Genomic DNA, 20,131 nt, shown 5'->3' on the forward strand with positions numbered 1-20,131 from the left:
CGGCACCCGGAGGAGTTCACGGAGTACGGCCGTTACTGCTGTTCGCCGCCGCTGCCGTACGGGTGGGTGATCGCTTCCAGGCCGTGGCCCGACGGGTCCATGAAGTACATGCCGCGGCCGCCGTCATTGCGGTTGATCTCGCCCGGCTGCTTGCCGTGCGGGTCGGCGTAGTACGTGATTCCGGCGTCCTGGACGCGCTGGAAGATCCCGTCGAACTCTTCCTCCGTGACGAGAAAGGCGTAGTGCTGGACGGTGATCGACTCCGCGGGGATGGTGGCGAAGTCGAGGGTGACGCCGTTGCTCAGCTCGACGGCGATGAACGGGCCCCATTCGGCCGAGATCTCCAGGCCCATGATGTGGGTGAAGAACTCGGCGGACTCCCGCTTGTCCCGCGCGTGAACGATGGTGTGATTCAACTGCACTGGCACTGTGGAATGCCTCCGTAAGGCAAACTCACGGGCACCTCCATGCCTCACCCGGCCGGTGACCGACACGCGATGCCGTGCGGCGATCCTAGGACGGGCTCCCGCCCCTGTCATCCTGTTCGGGACCCGGCGAAGCGCGCCGGTCGTGGTGCGCTCCGTTCGGGTGTCGTTGCGCGACTTCGCGTACGGGTACTCAACTTCGTCCGCTATCCCTAGGGTTGCGGAGGCGAGAAGGGACCCCCAGAAGCGATGCGTGAACGGGCAGACATCCGCCCCACACTGACGGAGGCGGTCCGGGCATGGTGAGGGACGGGGTGCACCTCGGTAACGGGGGCGGGCCGCAGGAGCGGCTGCTGGAGCTCGATTTCAGCCGGGAGGACATGCCCCGGCTGCGCGTACTGGTCGACGAGTACGCCGCCTGGGCGGGGCTGGCGGAGCCCCGGCGGGGCGACTTCGTCCTCGCGGCGGACGCGGTGGCGACGAACGCGGTGGAGCACGGTGGCGGGGGCGGCCGGCTGCTGCTGCACCGTTGCGCCGGGTCCCCGCGCGCGCTCGAATGCGCGATCAGCGACTCGGGGCCCGGCTTCGCCTCCTCCGTGATCCCGGAGCTGGCGCCGGGCCTGGCCGGCAGCCATTGCGGGCGGGGGCTGTGGCTCACGCGGCTCATCACGGACCGGCTGGTGATCACGGGTGGGGTGGACGGTGCGCGGGGCAGTGTCGTGGCGTTCGCCATGTGGCTGCCGGGCTGAGACGGGCGGTCATGCCGGGCCCTCATGCCGGGGTGGCGGCGAGTTCGGCGGCGCCGAATGACACGTCGAAGCGGTCGCACCAGATGCTGACGCTCGTCAGGCCCTTCAGGTCCAGGTCGGCGGGCAGCACGTAGTTCTGGTCGCCCTTGTTGCCCTTGAGCTTGCCCAGGCTGACGTACTTCCCGTCGTCGAAGACGTGCCAGCCCGCCTTGCCTTCCTTCACCGGGGCGTCGGTGAGCCAGACGCGCAGGTCGGGGCCGTTGCTGGTGTCGAGGTTCTCCAGACGGAGGGTGCGGGTGCCGTCGGGGAGCCGGATGATCTTCGCCGTGCCGGTGGTGCTGTGCTCGTGGCTGATCAGGGTGCCGGCGGCCAGGGTGCGGAGGGCGGGCGGGGTGGAGGGACGGGTGGAGGGGGCCTCGGGTTCGGTGTCGGGCTTGGCGTCCGGCACCGTGGTGGCGGGGGCCGCGACGGGGAGTTCGTCCCGCACCGTGTCGTCCACCCACAGCTTCCACGGCTGGAACCAGTACAGGCCCACGCCGGCCACGACCATGCCGACGAGCAGTACTCCGATGACCACGGGCTTGCCGAGTGTGCGCCTCATGCCCCCCATTCAACGCCCGGAAGACGGCTCCGACCTCGGCATGTGCGTGACGAAAGTCTTACGGCACTAGCCCGGAGGAGGGGACTTGGCGCTCGTACGGCTACGAACCGGCCCGCCCGTGGGACGAGAGGCACATGTCTGCCATGTGCCATGTCCCGCGCGCGGCGCGCGGCGGTGCGGTGCGTGGCCGTGCGGTGCGTGGCCGTGCGGTGATGGTGCTGGTAGTGCTGCTGGTGCTGGTGCTCACCTCGGTTCTCGCGGTGGTACGGGGGGAGGGCGGGGCCGGGCAGGCCCGGCCGCCGGTGTCACTGGCTGCCGAGACAGTTCCCTCCGGAAACGGAACCGGAAACGGAACCGGTAGCGGAAGTGGCAGCGGCTCCGGGGCCGAGGGGCAGCCGTCGGACGCCGCCGACAGTGAAGTGCGCGGGGCCGGACACAGCACTCGGGGCGCCCGGCGGCGGCACGTGCGTAACGGCGGGAACGGCCGGGCGGCGGGGGCGGGAGCGTCGTACCGGCGTACACGGACACGTACACGGACACGGCAGCGGCACCTGTGCCCTGTCCGGCCGCCAGGGGGGCCGGTCGATGCGCCGCCGTCGCGGCTCGCGGTGCGGCGGTGCGTGGTTCTGCGCTGCTGAGGGGGCCGCGCGCGGCCGACCGGCCGACTGGGCCGCCGTCGCCGCCGCTCCAGTGAAGCGCCGAACCACCCCCGACCGTGAGGACGTTCATCATGCCCATCGACCCGTACGCCGCCCTGAACGCCATGGTGCGCGCCGAAGTCGCCCGCTCGTCCGAACCGCACGTTGCCGCCACGTCCCCCGGACGGCACGAGCCGCAGCAGTCCGGCGCGGGCGGTGAGGCCGGCGACGCCGACCACGGGAGCGGAGAGGACCCGAGGGTCACTCACCGCCCCTGATGGCTTCCCACTCATCGCTCGGCCTCTAACAGCACGGCACAGCACGGCACACGAGGCGGCGGCGCTCCCGGAACGCGGACGCCGCCGCCTTCGCCGTGTGCGGCTGAGCTGGGCGTACGTCCAACAGGAGCCCCGCACAGGTCCGGAGTAGGGTAATGGCAAGGCAAAGTCGCCGGTCGCCCAGTTGTCACTTTCGGCCGCTGTGCCCGGAAGTCCGCACGTGCCGCAGCCCTGGGCAGCGGATCGGGCAGGGGGACCGGGAGGGAGACCGGGAGGCAGATCATGGGCACGCGCCGGACCACCTTGCCGGGAGTCGGTACGCAGTACGACTTCACCACCGAAGGCGGCCAGCACATCTCGGTGGTCGTGCACAACGACGGCCGGCGCTTCATCGGCTTCTACGATCGCGACGACCCCGACGCCTGTCTGCTCTCCGTACCCCTGTCGTCCGAGGAGGCCACGGCCCTCGCCCACCTGATCGACGCGGCGCCCATCGACGTCGTACGCACGGACGGGATCGACCTCGTCACCGAGCACATCCACGTGACCAGCAAGTCGCCGTACGTCGGACGGACGCTCGGCGAAACCCGGGCCCGTTCGCGTACGGGCGCCTCCATCGTGGCCGTACTCCGGCGGACCGCCGCGACACCCTCCCCGGGACCGGACTTCCGCCTGTCCATCGGGGACACGCTGGTCGCCGTCGGCACCCGTGAGGGCGTCGACGCGCTCGTCGAGATCATCGCGGGGGGCTGAGCCGTGCACAACACCACCGCGCTGCTGATCGAACTCGGCGCGCTCATCCTCGTCCTCGGCCTCGTGGGCAGACTGGCGGGCCGGGTCGGTCTCTCCCCCATTCCGCTCTATCTGCTGGCGGGGCTCGCGTTCGGCCATGGAGGGCTGCTGCCGCTCGACGCGAGCGAGGACTTCGTGGCTGTCGGCGCCGACATCGGCGTCATCCTGCTGCTGCTCCTGCTGGGCCTGGAGTACAGCGCGTCCGAGCTGGTCAACAGCCTGCGGACGCAATATCCGTCGGGAGCGGTCGACTTCGTCCTCAACGCGACACCCGGCGCGGTCGCCGCGCTCATCCTGGGGTGGGGGCCGGTGGCGGCGGTCGCGCTGGCCGGTGTCACCTGGATTTCGTCGTCAGGTGTCATCGCCAAGGTGCTCACGGATCTCGGGCGCCTGGGTAACCGCGAGACACCGGCCGTGCTCGGCGTACTGGTGATGGAAGACCTGTCGATGGCGGTCTACCTGCCGCTGCTGACGGCGCTGCTCGCGGGCGTCGGCCTGGCGGGCGGCAGTGTGACGCTGCTGATCGCGCTGGGTACGGTCGGCCTCGTCCTGTACGTCGTGCTGCGGCACGGGCGCCTGATCAGCCGGGCGGTGTCGTCGGACGACCCGGAGCTGCTGCTGCTGGTCGTGCTGGGGCTGACGGTGCTGGTGGCCGGAGTGGCGCAGCAACTCCAGGTCTCGGCGGCGGTCGGGGCGTTCCTCGTCGGAATCGCACTGTCGGGGGAGGTGGCGGAGGGTGCGCGCAGGCTGCTGACGCCGCTGCGGGACCTCTTCGCGGCCGTCTTCTTCGTCTTCTTCGGTCTGTCGACCGATCCGGCGGACATTCCGCCGGTGCTGCTGCCCGCGCTGCTGCTGGCGGTCGTGACGGCGTTCACGAAGATCGCCACCGGCTGGTACGCCGCGCGGCGGGCCGGCATCGGTCGGCGCGGCCGGCTGCGGGCGGGCGGGGCGCTGGTTGCCCGTGGCGAGTTCTCGGTCGTGATCGCGGGCCTGGCGGTGGCGACGGAGCCCCGGATCGGCCCCATCGCCGCGGCGTACGTACTGATCCTGGTGATCCTGGGGCCGCTGGCCGCACGGTGGACAGAGCCCCTGGTTTCGCACCTGCGGCGGGGGAGGGGGGCCGGCGGGACGCCCGTGACACGGGCGTCCGGCCTACCGGCCCCTGACGAGACGCGGGATTCTGTGACGGGGGTGCGGGGGTAGGGACCCGGTCCGTGGTGGAGGGGCCTTCGGCGGCGGAACTTTCGTCCAAGACAGGGACGCCGAAGTCGGCGACGGTAGAGGCATGCGCAGACACGAAGTGGGGGCCGCACCCGTGGATCGCGATGCCGAGAACGGCTGGGAGGTCGCCCGCCCGCTCGGCGGCCCGTCCCTCGACGGCGTCCGGATGGCCGGATTCCGTGACCGCGTCGCCGCCGGGCTGGACATGCGGGTGCTCCCCCAGCCCGCCGTGATCGTCGTCATCGGGCTCGGGGGCGACCCGCTCACGGTGGAGAGCGCCACTGGGCAGCAGCCCATGAGGAGCCTCGTTGCCTCGTTGTCGCCCGGCCCGGCCCGCATCCGCGGCGAGCGCGTCGAGTGCGTCGAAGTGTGCTTGTCACCCCGTGCCGCCTATGCGCTGCTGGGCGTCTCCCCACGCGAACTGGACGGGTCTGTCACCGGCCTTGACGACCTGTGGGGGCGGCACGAGCGACGCCTGCGCGAGCAGTTGACCGACGCCAGGACGTGGCAGGAACGCCTCGCACTGACGAACGAGTTCCTCACGCAGCGGGCTGCGGGGGCACCGTCGATGTCGCCCGAGGTCACCGCTGCCTGGGACACCATCGTGGCCCGTCGGGGCCGGATACGGGTCGGTGAGCTCGCCGCGTCCTGTGGCTGGAGCCGAAAGCGGCTGTGGTCCAGGTTCAGTGCCCAGACCGGCCTCACCCCCAAGCGTGCCGCCATGCTGGTCCGCTTCGACCACGCCGCCCGAGCACTCCGCGCGGGCGAGAGCGCCAGCGACGTCGCCCTGGCGTGCGGATACGCCGACCAGCCCCATCTCCATCGCGACGTACTGGCCCTCGCCGGGTGCACGCCGGGCGCCCTGGCCCGTATGAATGCGTCGTCCGCCGGCTAGCCGGTGCCCACCCCGAAGACCCACACGCAGGAAGGAAAGCACCTGTGGCGAACACCGATGTCCGGGCAGCAGGCATGGCCGGCTCCGCGACCTGATCGTCCGTCTCGCGTTCGGGAGCATGGCCGCGCAGACCCTGCGCGCAGCGGTCCGGCTGAGGGTGGTGGAGCTGGTCGGCGGGCTCTTCGGCACGGATTTCTTCAGTCACCTCGCCCAGCACCCCGAGCTGTCCGCGCAGTTCAACGCGGCGATGAGCCAAGCCGTCTCGGAGACCGCCGCCGCGCTGCCGCGCGCCTTCGACTTCGGCCGGTTCACCACGGTCACGGACGGATGAACGTGGGCGGCAGAGAGCGCACCCGCAAGGACTTCGAGGACGTGTGCCACCGCGCGGGCCTGTCCCTCACATCGGTCACCCCGCTCACGGAGGCCGCACCGTTCTCCCCATCGAGGCCGTGGCCGACTGACCGGCGGGGATGAGCCGCGGGCTCCGGTTCATGTGACGGCGAGGTCCGCCCACACGACCTTGCCGACGTTACGTTCCGTCACACCCCACGTGTCCGCCAGCGCCTCCACCACGAGCAGTCCGCGCCCGCCCTCGCCGTCCCCACCGGGGCGGGCACGCGGCCACCGCTCACCCCGCGTGTCCGCCACCTCGATACGGACCCGCCCTCCCCGCAGCAGCAGGAGACGCACCTCGAAGTCCCGGCCGGGTACGTGCCCGTGCGTCACGGCGTTCGCGGCCAGCTCCGCCACGACGTGGGCGACGGCGTCGGAGGGCGGCGTGCCGAACGGCACGCCCCAGGCGTCGAGCTGCTGGACGGCGAGAACACGCGCGAGCCGGGCCCCACGACGGGTGGAGCTGAAGCGCTGGACGAACTCGGCGGTGACGGAAGCGATTTCGGCGTTCATGTGACAGAGCGTGGCTGCCCGGCCGTACCCTGGCCAGGTATGACCGTTGGACGCTGGGTAACTGTACGGGTACGCACGGCACGATGTACGGCACGTCGGCCGTGACCGAGAGAGCGGTACGGCATGACGGAATCCGCGAACCAGGAACCACGCCCCGAGCTGCCCTCGGAGGCGGACGGCACCGCGCACTTGTTCCGCGCGATCGGCAAACAGATCCGGGTGCTGCGCGAGAACCTCGGCATGAGCCAGCGCGAACTGGCCATGGCGACCCACTGCGGGCTCGACCTCATCTCCGCGATGGAACGGGGCGTACGGACCCCGCAGCCGGAGTTCCTGGACCGGGCCGATGACGCGCTGAAGGCGGGCGGGGTGCTGCGGGCGGCGATGGCGGATGTGCGGGAGGCGCAGAAAAAGGCGCGAACGCGACACCCTGATTGGTACCGGAGCTACGCGAAACTGGAGGCGGAGGCGGTTGAGCTGCTCGATTACAGCAATCAGGTCGTACTCGGGCTCCTACAGACAGAGCATTACGCCAGGGCGATCTTCTCCCAACGACGGCCGTTACTGAGCGAAGAAACCATCAGCAAGCGAGTGACTGACCGCTTGGCGCGACAGCAAATTTTTGAACAGTGGCCTTCCCCGACCTTCAGCTTCATCATGGAGGAAGCCGTACTTCAACGCCCCATCGGCGGACAAGCTGTTCATCGGGGCCAGCTCCAACACCTGCTGCGCATAGGGCAACTGCGGACCGTGGAACTACAGGTAATGCCGACTGATCGAGAGGAACACCCAAGCGTGGGAGGTCCGTTCACCCTGCTGACGCCCAAGGGGCGCCAACAGGTGGCGTACACCGAAAGCTACGGGCATCCCCGGCTGATCACCGACTTGGAAGAGGTCCACTCCTTCGCCTCTCGCTATGGGATCATCCGGGCGCAGGCCCTGACGCCTGGGGACTCACTGGGCTTGATCGAGAAGATGCTGGGAGAACGATGAACACCACGGAGCTCCACTGGTTCAAGTCCAGCTACAGCGGCGGCGAGGGCGGCGAGTGCCTCGAAGTCGCCTACGACTGGCGGAAGTCCAGCTACAGCGATGGCGAGGGCGGTCAGTGCATAGAGATCGCTGCGCACCCCGACACCATCCACGTCCGCGACTCCAAGGTCACCGACGGCCCGCAGTTGGCGGTCGCGCCCGACTCCTGGGCCGCGTTCGTCTCGTACGCCCGCGCCTGACCGCACGTACCGCAGCAGCCGAGTGCCCTCACCTGTCGGTGGGGGCATTTCGCTGGGCATATGCGGGAGTTGGGCGCGGTGCTGTACGGTGACCGCATCATCACGCTTCGTGTCCGTCCGGACGCGGGGCGGTCCCCGGCGGTGCTGCGAACACCAATCCGAGGACCTTCACCTTCGAGGACTAAAAGGGAGTCCCGAGGATGCTTCGGCATGCTATCGCGCCCATTCGGCGCTACACCAAGGCTTCGCACGACGTCGTGCAGCACCCGCGTCTGAACAGCGACGCGAAGATCCTGCTTCTGTACGTACAGGGGCTCCCCGAGGGCTCGTACGAGAAGCCGCTGAGCGCGCACGCGGAGCGGCTCGGGATCAAGGGCCGGGCGTACCAGAAGGTCAAGCAACTCCTCACCACGTGCGGGTACTTGCATGAGTGGCGGCACCAGAACGAGCGCGGCCGGTGGGTGACGGACCAGCTCCTCACCAACGTCCACCTCACCACCGAGGAGGCGGCGGCCGTCCGGGACGGCGACGTACCGAGTACGCACATGCGGACGGTCGGTGACCCGGCGCCTCAGGTAGTCGGTGACTCCCCTTCAGGGGATAACAACAGGGAAGAGAACACTCCCCACCCACCCCCCGTGACCCAGGTCGAAGCCGAAGCCGAAGCCGACGAGGAACGCGCTGTCGCGGAGGGCGTGTTGCTGTCCCTGCGGCAGTCGCGCCGCGAACTGCACCTGGGCGAGAGCGAGGCCCGTACGCTCTCCACGATCGCGGCCGACTGGCTGCGCAGAGGCATCAGCCCGGCGGACCTGCGTTACGCGCTGACCAGCGCGCTGCCGCCCAACGGTGTCCGGTCCGCCGTCGGGTTCCTGCGGCACCGGCTGACGGTGAAGATGCCGCAGGAGCGGGCCCTCGTACCCCGCAGGCCCGAGGGACCCCCGCAGACGGACCGCGTGCCGAGGCCACTCATCACCTGCGAGGGGCCGGGCCACGAACACGTCTTCCGCCCCCTGGGCGACGAGACGCAGTGCGGCCACTGCCGCCAGGAAGCGGCCTGGAAGACCCACCTCGCGAAGTACCCACCCCGCGGCCCGGTTCCAGCGACGGGTACGAGCTGAGGCCCGCCGTGCATGCCGATGTGGAAGGATTTGAGCAACGGGATCGGCGGAGAGGAGACGGTCGTGATCGACAGGTTCACGGATGGGCTCCTCACACCTGCGGAGACGGCCTCGTACCTCCAGATTCCGCAGTCGACGCTGCACAGCTGGCTGAGGGGCAGAGCGGCCGGCGCGCCACTGGTCCATCGGGTCGACCCAGCAGGCCCTGGGCAGCCTTCAGTGCCGTTCGTCGCCGTCGCCGAGGCGTACGTGCTCCGGTCGTTGCGGGATCTTGGCCTGCGGATGAGTGAGATCCACGAAGCGGCCGAGGCAGTACGAGCAGCCTTCGACACCCCTTACGGCCTGGTCTCGAAGCGGATCGCGACCGACGGAGTGGACATCTTTGTCGAGCACGGACTCGGTGACCTGCGAAGGGCTCGGGACGGGCAGGCTCCCATCCACGAGGTCGTCGCGGAGTATCTGCGCTATCTGTCGTGGGAGGCGGGGGACGAATTCCCCTTCAGCCTTCAGTTGCGGCAGTACCCGGCCACGGTCCCTGTTGTCATCGACCCGCGGTTCGGACACGGGCTTCCCGTGATCGAGGCGAACCGGGTACCTGTGAAGGCGCTGACAGACCTGTGGGAGGCCGGGGAGTCGGTCGAGGACATCGCGTACGAATACGAGATGGAGCCGGAGCAGGTGGACGCTCTGTGCCGGGCAGTGGTGCGTCTTGCCGCCTGAGTGCGGTTGCCCGAGGCGGCCCCGCTGCCTACGCCGTGCGGTCCGACCGTATCGACCGCACATGGCCGTGATCGCTGTCCGCAGGCCCGGAGCCGCTCGACGCCGTGGGGGCATCGTAGGCACGTCGGCCGATCCGGGGCGCGTCGGCTACGAGGACGCGCACCCGGATCGTCCGTCGGTACCCGCTCAGATGCCGAACTCCGTGGGGGGCACGCCGAGAGCGGCGCAGGCCTCGCGGATGGCGTACTGCTCGGACGGCTCGAAGTGACCGTCGGCACCGGCGACGACGATGCCGGTCTGGATGACCGCGCGGGCCTCCGCGGGCTTCTTGGCGGCCTTGGCGATGACCTGGAGCGCGTCGGCCTTGCCCAGTTCGAAGTTGGCCAGGAGCCGGTCCACATGCTGGTTGAAGCGCTGGCGGAGCTGGTCCGCCGGGAAGTTCTGCAGGACCTCGTTGGAGACGATCAGCTCCTCCACGCGCTGTCGCTCCGCCGGCTCAACCTGCCCGTCGGCCGCCGCCACCAGCGCGCACATCGCCATGCTGGCGTCCCGGTAGGCGCCGCTCTTGAGCTCGGTCTTGACCGACGCGAGCTGGGTCTTGAACAGCCCGATCAGCTGGGCCTTGGACCCGCCGGAGGCCGAGCCCGATCCGTGGGCCCCGCCCTGGCCGTGCCCTCCGCCCGTGCCCCGCGTGCTCTGGGACTGCTGGAAGCTCTTGGCCTGGTCCTTGATCCGGTCCCACATCACCATTGGTGCCACCTCGGCTTGTACGGCTGTCGATTGCCTTCGCGATCTGTGAGGTGAACGTTCCCCGGAGCGACCTGGTTCCCACATGGCAAAGGTGGAGTAAAGAAGGGCCGTCACTTACGGTTGTACAGACGCATCGTCACCGTGCCGAACACGACCAGCAGCACCGCCGACCAGCCGAGCGTCCAGCCGATGTCGGCGGCCGGCCAGTTGCCCGCCATCAGTTCCCGCACCGCCGTCGCCACATGGGTCACCGGGCTGTTGTTGACGAACGCCTGGAGCCAGCCCGGCATCGTCCTCGGGTCAACGAAGACGTTGCTCAGGAACGTCAGCGGGAAGATCACCATCATGCTGACGCCCATCACCGACTTCTCGGTGCGCAGCAGCAGGCCGAACATCGTCCAGATCCACGAGAACGCGAACGAGAAGACCATCAGCAGCGCCACACCCGCGGCGACGCCCAGTGCGCCGCCCTGCGGCCGGTAGCCGATGATCAGGCCGACCGCCAGCATCACGGCGGACGCGATCAGATAGCGGATCACGTCACCGAGCAGGTAGCCGACCATCGGCGCCGGGCGCCAGATCGGCAGCGTACGGAAGCGGTCGAAGACGCCCTTGGTGATGTCGGTGTTGACGGAGACGCCCGTGTACATGGTGATCATCACGATGCTCATGGTGAGGATGCCGGGCAGCAGGAACTGGACGTACTCCCCGACCGATCCGGCGAGTGCCCCGCCGAAGAGGTACGCGTACATCAGCACCATCATGATCGGGAAAGCCGTGACGTCGAAGAGCTGCTCCGGCACGTGCTTGATCTTGAGCATGGCGCGCCAGCCGAAGGTCAGGGACGCGGAGAGCGCGCTCGGGCGCGGCGGGCGGTCCTTGCTCACGAGCAGCGCGGCGAGCTCCTCCGCCTTCGGAGCCTGGAAAGTGAGTTCGTCGGGGCCCTGGCCCTTGTCCTTGGTCGCGACGGTGCTCATGCCCGCACTCCTGTCGTCGAGTCGTCCACCGAGTCGTTCGTCTTGCCGCTCTTCGTGTTCCGGTCGGTCAGCGCCAGGAAGACCTCGTCCAGGCTGGGCTGCCCCAGGGCGAAGTTGTCGACCGTGATGCCCGACGCGGCGAGCTCCGACAGCGCCCGCGCCGCCTGTTCCGCCGCGCCGAGGTCGCTCGCGTGTCCGTTGACCGTCGCCGTCAGGGCGACGGGGTCCGGATCGAGCTGTACGGCGACGTTCAGCGCCCGGCGCAGGACTTGCTCGGCCTGCGGGCGCTGCGCGGGATCGCGCAGTCGCAGGTGTACGGAGCCCGAGCCGACCGACGCCTTGAGCTCGCCCTTCGTGCCCTCGGCGATGACCTTGCCGTGGTCGATCACGGCGATACGGGAAGCCAGGTGGTCGGCCTCGTCCAGGTACTGCGTGGTCAGCAGCACCGTCGTGCCCTGGGCGACGACCGCCCGGACGATGTCCCACACCTGGTTGCGGCTGCGCGGGTCGAGGCCGGTCGTCGGTTCGTCGAGGAACAGCAGGTCGGGGGTGTTGAGGATGCTCGCCGCGATGTCGATACGGCGGCGCATGCCGCCCGAGTAGTTCTTGATCTGCCGGTCGGACGCCTCGGCGAGTCCGAAAGCCTCCAGAAGCTGGGCCGACCTGTCGCGTGCGGCGGGCTTGGAGTGGCCGAGGAGGCGGCCCAGGAGCACCAGGTTCTCCGTACCCGTCAGGTCCTCGTCGACCGACGCGTACTGGCCGGTGAGGCTGACTCTGCCGCGTACCGCGTCGGCTTCCCGCACCACGTCCTTGCCGAAGACGTGGGCCTCGCCGCCGTCGGGTCGCAGGAGCGTCGCGAGCATCTTCACGGCGGTGGTCTTGCCGGCGCCGTTGGGCCCCAGTACGCCGTACACGGTGCCGGCCGGCACGGCCAGGTCTATGCCGTCGACGGCCCGGTTCTCACCGAATACTTTGACCAGGCCCGCCGTCTCGATGGCGAGCTCCGGGCCGGGGTGTCCACTCATGTCTTCCGCCCCTCCGAGGGGTCGTCGGATCGTCTTACCCAGTGTTGACCGCCCCGGAGCCCGGAAGTAATCGTCCTTTGGTCCTACGGCTCACTCCCGCGTGTAGAAGACATAGAACGCCGCGGCCCCCAGCCCGGCCCCGGTCGCCCCTCCGACGATCACGGAGTCGAGGATGCTGTTGCCGGCCAGGCTGTGGAGAAAGCCGATCGCGACGCCGAAAAGCGCTCCGTAGGCGGCGGCGCGGACCAGGGGGATCAGCGCGCCCTCGGTGCGTCCGAGGAGGAAGCACAGGGCCGCCACGACCACGGCGCACAGCACACCGAAACCGACGTTCCAGCCGGTGACCGGGCCGGCGTCGCGGGCGAGGAAGGACGCGTACATTCCGTACACCGCGCCGAGCACCACCGGCACGATGCCCCGGTGGCGTCGTACGCCGGAGTCGGAGCCGGAGCCGGCTCCGGCTCCGGTTGGTTCGGTTGATTCCTGGCCTGACGGACTGACCGGCCTGCGTGACCGGTCCGGGATCGCCGCATGTCCAGCCATCGCAGCACTCCTTCCGCAGCGCACACGCACACCCCGCCCTCGCTACCAGGTCACACCCGTGGGAGGTGGTCGGCAAGTGGATCTACGGGCCGCCCGGCGGGCCCTGTGCCGCCAGCTCCGCGAGTTTTTCCAGCGCGTACGCCAGGATTTCGCGCGGCGGCGACGCCAGGCCGATCCGCACCGCGTCCGCAGCGGTGTGCGGCGGTACGGCGAAGGCCTGGCCGGGGGTGATCGCGATGCCGCGTGCCGCGGCCGCCGCGACGAAGGTGTCCGTACGCCAGGGCGCGGGCAGCTCCCACCAGCAGTAGTACGCGCGGGGGTCCGTGCGGATGCGGAAGCCGCCGAGGTGGCGCTGTACGAGGCGGTGGCGGGCCTCGGTGTCCGCGCGCTTGGCGGCGGTGACGGTGGCCACCGTGCCGTCCGTGATCCAGCGGGTGGCGGCCTCCAGGTTGAAGCGGGCGGCGGTCCAGGCGCCGGAGCGCAGGGCGTCCGCCAGCAGGCCGGTGCGATCGGTGGGTGCGACCAGGAAGCCGGTCGTCAGGCCGGGGGCGAGGCGTTTGGAGAGACTGTCGACGAGGACCGTGCGGGCGGGTGCGTGGGCGGCCAGGGGAGCGGGGGCTTCGGCGGCGAGGAAGGCCCAGGTGGCGTCCTCGACCACGCCGATGTCCAAGCGCGCGCACGCTTCGGCCAGTTCGGCCCTTCGCTCCTCGCTCATCGTCACCGATGTCGGATTGTGCAGGGTCGGCTGTACGTACACCGCGCTGAGCGGGGCGCTCCGGTGTGCGGCGTACAGCGCCTCGGGGCACAGGCCGTCACCGTCCGCCCCGTCACCGTCCGCCGCGATCGCGACCAGACTCACCCCGAGCCGCTCCGCGACCGCCTTGACCAGCGGATACGTCAGCGCATCGACACCGAGCCGACCCCCCGGGCGTACGAACGAGGCAATGGCCGCGGCGATGGCCTGCCGGCCGTTGCCCGCGAAGAGCAACTGCCCGGCTTCCGGCCGCCAGCCGCCTCTGGCCAGCAGGGACGCCGCCGCTTCCCGCGCCTGCGGGGTGCCGTCGGCGGCGGCCGGGCGGGTGGCCGCTTCGAGTACGTCGGGGCGCAGGAGGCCGGCGAGCGACTGCGCCATGAGCTGCGACTGGCCGTCCGCCACGGGGTAGTTGAGCTCCAGGTTGACCATGGGGCGCCCGGCGGGGCTCCCCGTTGCCGCCGGCTCCTCCGCGAGCGCGTGTCCGGGTGACGGCGGCGCGGCCCGTACGAACGTGCCGCGGCCCACCTCGCCGACCGCGAGGCCCCGCCGCACCAGTTCGCCGTACACCCTGATCGCGGTGGAATTCGCGATCCGGCGGCTGCGGGCGAAGGCGCGCTGCGTGGGCAGCCGGTCGCCGGGGCGCAGCCGGCCCGCTGCGATCTCGGCGGCCACCTGATCGGCCACCCGTCGGAAGTCCTGCGCCACGGCCACCACTCTCCCGTTCCCCCACTTGCCATTCGGCACATTGCACCGAGAGCAAAGAGCCTATTGCACCGCGTAGTTGACCGCGCCTAGCCTCCTTGGCATGGCAACCGCACAGCTCGCAGCCGCCGGCGGCATCACCGTTGGCTACACCGATGAGGGCACCGGCTCTCCTCTCGTCCTCGTCCACGGCCACCCCTTCGACCGCACCATGTGGGCCCCCCAGATCGACGCCTTCGCCCCCACTCACCGCGTGATCGCCCCCGACCTGCGCGGTTACGGCGAAAGCGACGTCGTCGCGGGCCTCACCCCGCTCTCCACCTTCGCCGCGGACATCGCGGCCCTCCTCGACCACCTCGGCGTCGAGCGCGCCGTACTCGGCGGGCTCTCCATGGGCGGCCAGATCGTGATGGAGTACTACCGCCTCTTCCCCGGGCGCGTCACCGGCCTGGTCCTCGCCGACACCTTCCCCGCCGCCGAGACGGAGGACGGGAAGCGGTCGCGCAACGCCGCCGCCGACCGCCTCCTCGCCGAGGGCATGAAGGGGTACGCCGACGAGGTGTTGGACACGATGGTCGCCCCGTACAACACCGAGGCGGCGGACCACGTCCACCGCATGATGACCGCCGCCTCCCCCGAGGGCGCGGCGGCCGCCCTGCGCGGGCGGGCCGAGCGGCCCGACTACCGCGACCTTTTGACCCGCGTGAGTGTCCCCGCCCTGGTCGTCGTGGGACGCGACGACACGTACACGCCCGTGGCGGACGCGGAGGCGATGCATGCCGCGATCCCCGGCTCTACGCTCGCCGTCATCGAGTCGGCGGCCCATTTGCCGAACCTGGAACGTCCTGAGGCCTTCAACGCCGTGCTCCGCGCCCACCTCGCGGGACTGGACCGCTGATCGTCGCGCCGCTGATCGTCGCGTCGCTGAGCTGCACAGCGGCGCGAGGTGTGCTGGGGTGGGTGAGGGGTGGACCCGAACGATCCGACGGAGGCGAGTCCGCCATGGAGAACATGGAAGACAGGCGAGACGCCAACCAGAAGATTCTCGACAACATCAGCAGCCTGGTCGGTGAGGAGCGCGAACTGCGCGAGCGTTCCACCCGGAAGCTGGGACTCGACGACGCCGAGCGCGCCCGACTGAAGGCCGTGGAGGTGCAGCTCGACCAATGCTGGGACCTGCTGCGCCAGCGGCGCGCGAAGTCGGAGTTCGGCGAGGACCCGGGCGAGGCGCGGGTGCGGCCGGCGGACGAGGTGGAGAACTACAAGAGCTGAGCTTCGCGGTTTGAGACCCGCACCCTTGCGTCCCAGCGCCTTGTCCACAGCCTGTGGAGAAGTTTGGATCGGGCGGAGACTTGCATAAGGAGATCAGTTTCGATCTGTTAAGGGCATGGCTGAGCAGAGAGCAGGGGGTCGGCTGACGCCGCCCGAGTGGCTGACGCAGGGGCTGCGGCCCCAGTCGGCGCCCGTGCCGTGGGCCGCCGTCGTGCGGGCCGGGATCGCGATGTCCGCTCCGCTCGCCGTCGGATTCGCCGTCGACGAGCCGACGTACGGCGCGCTCGTCTCGATGGGCGCGCTCTCCGGCGTCATCGGCGACACCGCCGACGCGTACCGGATGCGCCTGCTCAACATCGCCGTGCCGCAGCTCTTCGGCGCGATCGGCGTCACGCTGGGAACGCTCGCGTACGGGCACGGGTGGCTCGCTGTCGGAGTCCTGACGTTGGTCGCCCTCGTGTCCGGGATGATCTCGACCATCGGCGCGGTCGCGTCCGTGTCCGGGCTGCTGCTCCTGCTCCAGGCGGTCGTCGGAGCCGGGCTGCCGATGCCGGACCCCTGGTGGACGGCGCCCCTGCTGCTGACCCTGGGCGGCCTTTTCGTTCTCGTACTGACGCTGATCGCCTGGCCGCTGCGGGGCGGGGTGCCGGAGCGGGACGCGGTCGCGGACACGTACCGGGCGGCTGCCGGGCTGCTGGAGGCGGCGGGGCGGGACACCGAGACGTACGACGCGGGCCGTCAGGCCGTCACCCAGGCCCTGAACACGGCGTACGACCTCGTCCTGGCCCGGCGGGCGCGCGACCACGGGCGGCGGAGTCCGCTCGTCCGGCTGCTCGCGCAGCTCAACGTCGTCGTGCCACTCCTTGAGTCGGCGCCCGCCGCGCATCTGCGGCGGCGGCCGCTGCCGCCCGAGATCCCGGCCGCCGTACGGGAGCTGGCCGACGCGGTCGCGCAGGGCCGCACGGGCGGCGTTTCCGAGCTGGAACTGCGGCTGCCCGAGCCGACGTCGCAGTCCGGGCGCGCCGTCGACCACGCGCTGCGGCACGCGGCCGCCGTCGTACTCAGCGCGGACCCCGACGCCGGCACCCTCGACGACCGGCTCGGCCGTCCGTCGGCGCTCGGCGCACGGGTGCGCCGCGCCACCCGGAACGTGCTGCTGTCCAAGGAGTCCTGGCGCTACGGGCTGCGGCTCGCCCTGTGCATCGGGCTGGCGCAGGCGCTGGTCTCGCTGATCGCCGTGCCGCGCTCGTACTGGGTGGCACTGACCGTGGTGTTCGTACTGAAACCGGACTTCGGGTCGGTGTTCTCGCGGGCCGTGCAGCGGGCGTTCGGGACGGCGCTGGGGCTGGTGGTCGCGGCGGCGGTTCTGGCGGAGCTGGAGCGGGGGTGGTGGGACGTACCGGTGATGCTGGTGCTCGCGGCGCTCATCCCGGCGTTTACGGCGAAGGGGTACGCGTTCCAGACGGCGGCCATCACGCCGGTCATCCTGCTGCTGTCGGACATTCTGAACCACCAGGGGTTCGGGCTGGTCCTGCCGCGGCTGTACGACAGCCTCATCGGGTGCGCAATCGCGCTGCTGGCCGGGTATCTGCTGTGGCCGGAGAGCTGGAACACGCGGGTGGGGGCGCGGCTGGCGGACACGGTGGCGGACACGGCGGGCTACGTGGAGTGCGCGTTCGGTCCGCCGGACCCGCAGGGCGAACGGCAGCGGCAGCGGCTGCGGCGCCGGCTCTACCGGGACCTGTCGGTCGTACGCTCCGAATTCCAGCGGGCGCTGACGGAGCCCCCGCCGACCGGGCGCCGGGCGGCGGCGTGGTGGCCGCTGGTGGTCGCGACCGAGCGGATCGTGGACGCGACGACGGCGGCGCGGGTCCGGATCAACCACGGGGCGCAGCCGCCGGACGAGACGGAAGTGGCCGAGGTGGCACGGGAGCTGCGCGAGCTGGCGGCGGGGCTCCGGGCGAGCGACACCCTGGTAGAGGTACGAACGGACCTCCCCCGCGACGACGAATCGGTCCTGGCCCCGCTGCGCCAGGAGGTAGCGGCAGCGAGAGCGGTGGCTTCACCGGCACGGCCGCGGGGGTAGTGGCGGGGGCTTCGGGGTCTGGGGCTTGCCCCCCACGCGGCGGAGCCGCAGAGTGTCACAGCGGAAGGGGCGGGGTGGGGAAAGCTCCGCGCAGCGGGTCGTGCATGCGTTCGCTCAGAACAGGGGGAGCTGGCCGGGGAAGGGTGGTGGTTCGTAGCCGTCCAGGGTGCGCTGTGCCGCAGCCGGCGGCGCGGGGCGCTTCGAGCCCGCGCACAGCGTCAGTTCCGCCACCGCAGCCCGCGTGCGCGGATCGTGGCGTACGAAGCGGCCCGCGACCACCGCGACCTCACGGCCACAGACCGGGCACGGACGGCGCGGAGAAGTCGACGACATGTGCCCCACTCTGCCAGCCGTCAGCCCGCCGCCGGCTTCGGCCCCTGAAGCCGTTCCATCTCGCGCCGGTCGCGCTTCGTCGGCCGCCCCGCGCCCCGGTCCCGCACCGCGACCGGTGCGACGAACTCGCGCGGCGGAGGCGGCGGGCTGTTGTCGACGTAGCACTCGGCCGCGACCGGCGCGCCCACCCGCTTGCGGATGATCCGCGAGACGACCACGACCCGCTCCCGCCCGGCGTGGAACAGCCGCACCTCGTCGCCCGCCTTCAGCGCGTGCGCCGGCTTGACCCGCTCGCCGCCGACGCGGACGTGGCCCGCCTTGCAGGCCGCCGCCGCCTGGGCGCGGGTCTTGGTGAGCCGTACGGACCAGATCCAGACGTCGATACGTACGGTCCCGGTATTCACGTCGTCCGAAGCCATGCCACCGAGGGTACGACCGCCACCAGCTCCGTGCCCGCTTCCCCGCCGACCGCACTACTATGCGCACCATCTCCCGCCCGGAGGGGGCTCCTCCACTCCGGGCCCACATCTCTGACTTGTCGCCAAATGCCGTGCCGCACAACGGGGACAGAGGATTCCCGTGGTGCCCGGCACACCTCTGGAAGTTGAGAACAGCATGAGCCGCAACTCCGGCAGAGGGCTCCAGCCCAACGCCCTCGGCACCTTCGAAACGATCGTGATGGCCGTCGCGGGCAGCGCCCCCGCCTACTCCCTCGCCGCCACCACCGCCGTGCTCGTCGGAGCCGTCGGCCTCGCCAGTCCGGCCGCGCTGCTGTACTGCGCGATACCCATGCTCGGCATCGTCCTGGCCTTCGGCCGCCTCGGCCGCATCGACGTGAACGCGGGCGCCACCTACTCGTGGGTGGGCCGGACCCTGCACCCGTTCCTCGGCTTCATCAGCGGCTGGGCGCTCGTCGTGGCCGCCACCATCTTCATGGTCGCCGGCTCGCTTCCCGCAGGTCAGATGACCCTTTCCCTGTTCGATCCGGACCTCGCGTCCAACACCGCGCTCGCCACCACGGCCGGCGCCGGCTGGTTCCTGCTGATGCTCGCCGTCGTACTCGGCGGCGCCCGCCTCTCCGCCCGCGCCCAGTTGCTGGTCTCCGGTGTCGAGCTCGTGATCCTCGTCCTCTTCGTGGTCGGCGCCCTCTTCCACCGGGGTTCAGCGGCCGCCTTCGAATGGTCGTGGCTCGGCTTCAGCCACTTCGACGGCTTCACCGGCTTCGCCGCCGGCACCCTGATCGCCGCCTTCTACTACTGGGGCTGGGACGTCACCAGCAACCTCAGCGAGGAGACCCGCAACAGCCGCCGCACCGCCGGGCTCGCCTCGCTCGTGGGCGTGGGCGTCGTCTTTCTTCTCTTCGTCGTCTTCACGATCGCCATCAACATCATTCTGACGACTGAGCAGATCTCGGCCCACGACACCAACGTGCTCGCGGTCCTCGGTGACGCGATCTGGCCGGGCATCGGCGGCAAGCTGATGGTCCTGGCCGTGGTGCTCTCCACCATCGCCACCCTCGAAACCACCCTGATCCAGGTCACGCGCTCGCTCTTCGCGATGGGCCGCGACCGTACGATGCCGGCCGCGCTCGGCCTCGTACACCGCCGGTGGAACACCCCGTGGGTCGCCGGCGCGGTTGTGGGGACGGTCGCGCTCGTTCTCTTCGTCGCCTCGAACGCGCTCGGCTCGACCGAGGAGATCATGTCCGACGCGCTCGCCGCGATCGGCCTACAGACCACGCTGTATTACGGGCTCGCGGGCCTCGCCGCCGTCGTCGCCTACCGCAAGACGCTGCTCGCCTCGCCGAAGGACTTCCTGCTCGGCGGGGCCTGGCCGCTGCTCGGATCGGTGTTCATGTTCTGCGTCTTCGCGGCCTCCCTCACCGAGCTCAGCGCGGCGGCGGTCACGATCGGCCTCGGCGCCCTGGCGGCCGGCGTCGTCCCGATGCTCTGGTACTGGCGGCAGGGCAGTACGTACTACAGCCCCGCGCGGCTCGACGCCACCCGCGCCATCGAGATCGAGGCGGTGCACGTCAACTCCGGTGCGGAACGCGGTGACTACGCCGACGCCGGCCTCCCCACCGACTACTGACCGTCTCTTCTCTCTGAGCAGGA

General features: G+C 70.6%; 23 protein-coding genes and 1 pseudogene. 14 read left to right on the forward strand and 10 right to left on the reverse strand.

Annotation, left to right across the window (positions count from 1 at the left end):
- Positions 1-32: 32 nt before the first annotated feature.
- On the reverse strand, positions 33-416 hold the full coding sequence (locus tag G412_RS0101895) for a VOC family protein (protein ID WP_425274429.1): 384 nt from the start codon (positions 414-416) through the stop codon (positions 33-35).
- Positions 417-724: 308 nt separating this feature from the next.
- On the opposite strand from G412_RS0101895, the gene G412_RS0101900 reads away from it, so the two are divergent.
- Entirely contained in the window at positions 725-1,174 is a 450-nt protein-coding gene (locus tag G412_RS0101900) for an ATP-binding protein (protein ID WP_051338057.1), read from the forward strand.
- Between the two features lie 22 nt (positions 1,175-1,196).
- Here G412_RS0101900 and G412_RS0101905 read toward each other — a convergent pair whose 3' ends face one another.
- The gene (locus tag G412_RS0101905) at positions 1,197-1,775 is read right to left on the reverse strand and encodes a DM13 domain-containing protein (protein ID WP_425274430.1); all 579 of its coding nucleotides are present in this window, start codon (positions 1,773-1,775) and stop codon (positions 1,197-1,199) included.
- A 730-nt stretch (positions 1,776-2,505) separates the two neighbouring features.
- Here G412_RS0101905 and G412_RS0101910 point away from each other — a divergent pair.
- The 5 genes and pseudogenes from G412_RS0101910 to G412_RS40690 form a co-directional block, all read left to right on the forward strand.
- On the forward strand, positions 2,506-2,691 hold the full coding sequence (locus G412_RS0101910; protein WP_028810577.1) for a hypothetical protein: 186 nt from the start codon (positions 2,506-2,508) through the stop codon (positions 2,689-2,691).
- Between the two features lie 282 nt (positions 2,692-2,973).
- Positions 2,974-3,444, forward strand: a complete 471-nt coding sequence (locus tag G412_RS0101915; protein WP_028810578.1) for a cation:proton antiporter regulatory subunit — start codon at positions 2,974-2,976, stop codon at positions 3,442-3,444.
- A 3-nt stretch (positions 3,445-3,447) separates the two neighbouring features.
- On the forward strand, positions 3,448-4,686 hold the full coding sequence (locus tag G412_RS0101920) for a cation:proton antiporter (RefSeq protein WP_028810579.1): 1,239 nt from the start codon (positions 3,448-3,450) through the stop codon (positions 4,684-4,686).
- 82 nt (positions 4,687-4,768) lie between these two features.
- A complete protein-coding gene (locus G412_RS0101925; protein WP_028810580.1) occupies positions 4,769-5,599 on the forward strand; it encodes a helix-turn-helix domain-containing protein in 831 nt (276 codons plus the stop codon).
- A 44-nt stretch (positions 5,600-5,643) separates the two neighbouring features.
- Positions 5,644-5,924, forward strand: a pseudogene (locus G412_RS40690) (methyltransferase); the annotation flags it as partial.
- Between the two features lie 164 nt (positions 5,925-6,088).
- Here the strand turns inward: G412_RS40690 and G412_RS0101935 are convergent.
- Positions 6,089-6,505 carry an ATP-binding protein gene (locus tag G412_RS0101935; RefSeq protein ID WP_028810582.1) on the reverse strand — a complete coding sequence of 139 codons (417 nt, stop codon included), beginning with the start codon at positions 6,503-6,505 and terminating at the stop codon, positions 6,089-6,091.
- Between the two features lie 123 nt (positions 6,506-6,628).
- Here G412_RS0101935 and G412_RS0101940 point away from each other — a divergent pair, with 123 nt between their 5' ends.
- The 4 genes from G412_RS0101940 (at position 6,629) to G412_RS0101955 (ending at position 9,575) form a co-directional block, all read left to right on the forward strand.
- Positions 6,629-7,498 (forward strand): helix-turn-helix domain-containing protein, encoded by an 870-nt coding sequence (locus tag G412_RS0101940; protein WP_028810583.1) that lies wholly within the window; start codon positions 6,629-6,631, stop codon positions 7,496-7,498.
- Complete coding sequence (locus tag G412_RS0101945; RefSeq protein ID WP_028810584.1) at positions 7,495-7,737, forward strand: DUF397 domain-containing protein; 243 nt, start codon at positions 7,495-7,497, stop codon at positions 7,735-7,737. The genes G412_RS0101940 and G412_RS0101945 overlap by 4 nt, the downstream gene beginning before the upstream one ends.
- 200 nt (positions 7,738-7,937) lie before the next feature.
- Positions 7,938-8,855 carry a hypothetical protein gene (locus tag G412_RS0101950; protein ID WP_028810585.1) on the forward strand — a complete coding sequence of 306 codons (918 nt, stop codon included), beginning with the start codon at positions 7,938-7,940 and terminating at the stop codon, positions 8,853-8,855.
- Positions 8,856-8,918: 63 nt separating this feature from the next.
- The gene (locus G412_RS0101955; protein WP_028810586.1) at positions 8,919-9,575 is read left to right on the forward strand and encodes a DUF433 domain-containing protein; all 657 of its coding nucleotides are present in this window, start codon (positions 8,919-8,921) and stop codon (positions 9,573-9,575) included.
- A gap of 186 nt (positions 9,576-9,761) precedes the next feature.
- Here G412_RS0101955 and G412_RS0101960 read toward each other — a convergent pair whose 3' ends face one another.
- The 5 genes from G412_RS0101960 to G412_RS0101980 form a co-directional block, all read right to left on the reverse strand.
- The gene (locus tag G412_RS0101960; RefSeq protein WP_028810587.1) at positions 9,762-10,325 is read right to left on the reverse strand and encodes a tellurite resistance TerB family protein; all 564 of its coding nucleotides are present in this window, start codon (positions 10,323-10,325) and stop codon (positions 9,762-9,764) included.
- 110 nt (positions 10,326-10,435) lie between these two features.
- Complete coding sequence (locus G412_RS0101965) at positions 10,436-11,302, reverse strand: ABC transporter permease (protein WP_028810588.1); 867 nt, start codon at positions 11,300-11,302, stop codon at positions 10,436-10,438.
- On the reverse strand, positions 11,299-12,327 hold the full coding sequence (locus G412_RS0101970) for a daunorubicin resistance protein DrrA family ABC transporter ATP-binding protein (protein WP_028810589.1): 1,029 nt from the start codon (positions 12,325-12,327) through the stop codon (positions 11,299-11,301). Before G412_RS0101970 ends, G412_RS0101965 begins: the two co-directional genes overlap by 4 nt.
- 90 nt (positions 12,328-12,417) lie before the next feature.
- Positions 12,418-12,870: a hypothetical protein gene (locus G412_RS0101975; protein ID WP_028810590.1), complete on the reverse strand. Its 453-nt coding sequence runs from the start codon at positions 12,868-12,870 to the stop codon at positions 12,418-12,420.
- Positions 12,871-12,952: 82 nt separating this feature from the next.
- Positions 12,953-14,329, reverse strand: coding sequence for an aminotransferase-like domain-containing protein (locus tag G412_RS0101980; RefSeq protein ID WP_037647506.1), 1,377 nt, complete (start codon positions 14,327-14,329; stop codon positions 12,953-12,955).
- Positions 14,330-14,429: 100 nt separating this feature from the next.
- Between G412_RS0101980 and G412_RS0101985 the strand changes: the two genes are divergently transcribed.
- The 3 genes from G412_RS0101985 to G412_RS0101995 all read left to right on the forward strand — a co-directional run bounded on the left by G412_RS0101985 (position 14,430) and on the right by G412_RS0101995 (position 17,684).
- Positions 14,430-15,224 carry an alpha/beta fold hydrolase gene (locus tag G412_RS0101985; protein ID WP_028810592.1) on the forward strand — a complete coding sequence of 265 codons (795 nt, stop codon included), beginning with the start codon at positions 14,430-14,432 and terminating at the stop codon, positions 15,222-15,224.
- Positions 15,225-15,337: 113 nt separating this feature from the next.
- Positions 15,338-15,598 carry a DUF2630 family protein gene (locus G412_RS0101990; RefSeq protein ID WP_028810593.1) on the forward strand — a complete coding sequence of 87 codons (261 nt, stop codon included), beginning with the start codon at positions 15,338-15,340 and terminating at the stop codon, positions 15,596-15,598.
- A gap of 115 nt (positions 15,599-15,713) precedes the next feature.
- Positions 15,714-17,684 carry an FUSC family protein gene (locus G412_RS0101995; protein ID WP_037647284.1) on the forward strand — a complete coding sequence of 657 codons (1,971 nt, stop codon included), beginning with the start codon at positions 15,714-15,716 and terminating at the stop codon, positions 17,682-17,684.
- 114 nt (positions 17,685-17,798) lie between these two features.
- Here the strand turns inward: G412_RS0101995 and G412_RS0102000 are convergent, their stop codons facing one another.
- Positions 17,799-18,017 (reverse strand): hypothetical protein, encoded by a 219-nt coding sequence (locus tag G412_RS0102000; protein ID WP_028810595.1) that lies wholly within the window; start codon positions 18,015-18,017, stop codon positions 17,799-17,801.
- A 20-nt stretch (positions 18,018-18,037) separates the two neighbouring features.
- Positions 18,038-18,436, reverse strand: a complete 399-nt coding sequence (locus G412_RS0102005) for an RNA-binding S4 domain-containing protein (RefSeq protein ID WP_028810596.1) — start codon at positions 18,434-18,436, stop codon at positions 18,038-18,040.
- A gap of 196 nt (positions 18,437-18,632) precedes the next feature.
- Here G412_RS0102005 and G412_RS0102010 point away from each other — a divergent pair, with 196 nt between their 5' ends.
- Entirely contained in the window at positions 18,633-20,108 is a 1,476-nt protein-coding gene (locus G412_RS0102010; RefSeq protein ID WP_028810597.1) for an APC family permease, read from the forward strand.
- Positions 20,109-20,131: the final 23 nt, after the last annotated feature.

It is taken from the genome of Streptomyces flavidovirens DSM 40150 (assembly GCF_000429085.1).
Classification (GTDB): Bacteria; Actinomycetota; Actinomycetes; order Streptomycetales; family Streptomycetaceae; genus Streptomyces; species Streptomyces flavidovirens.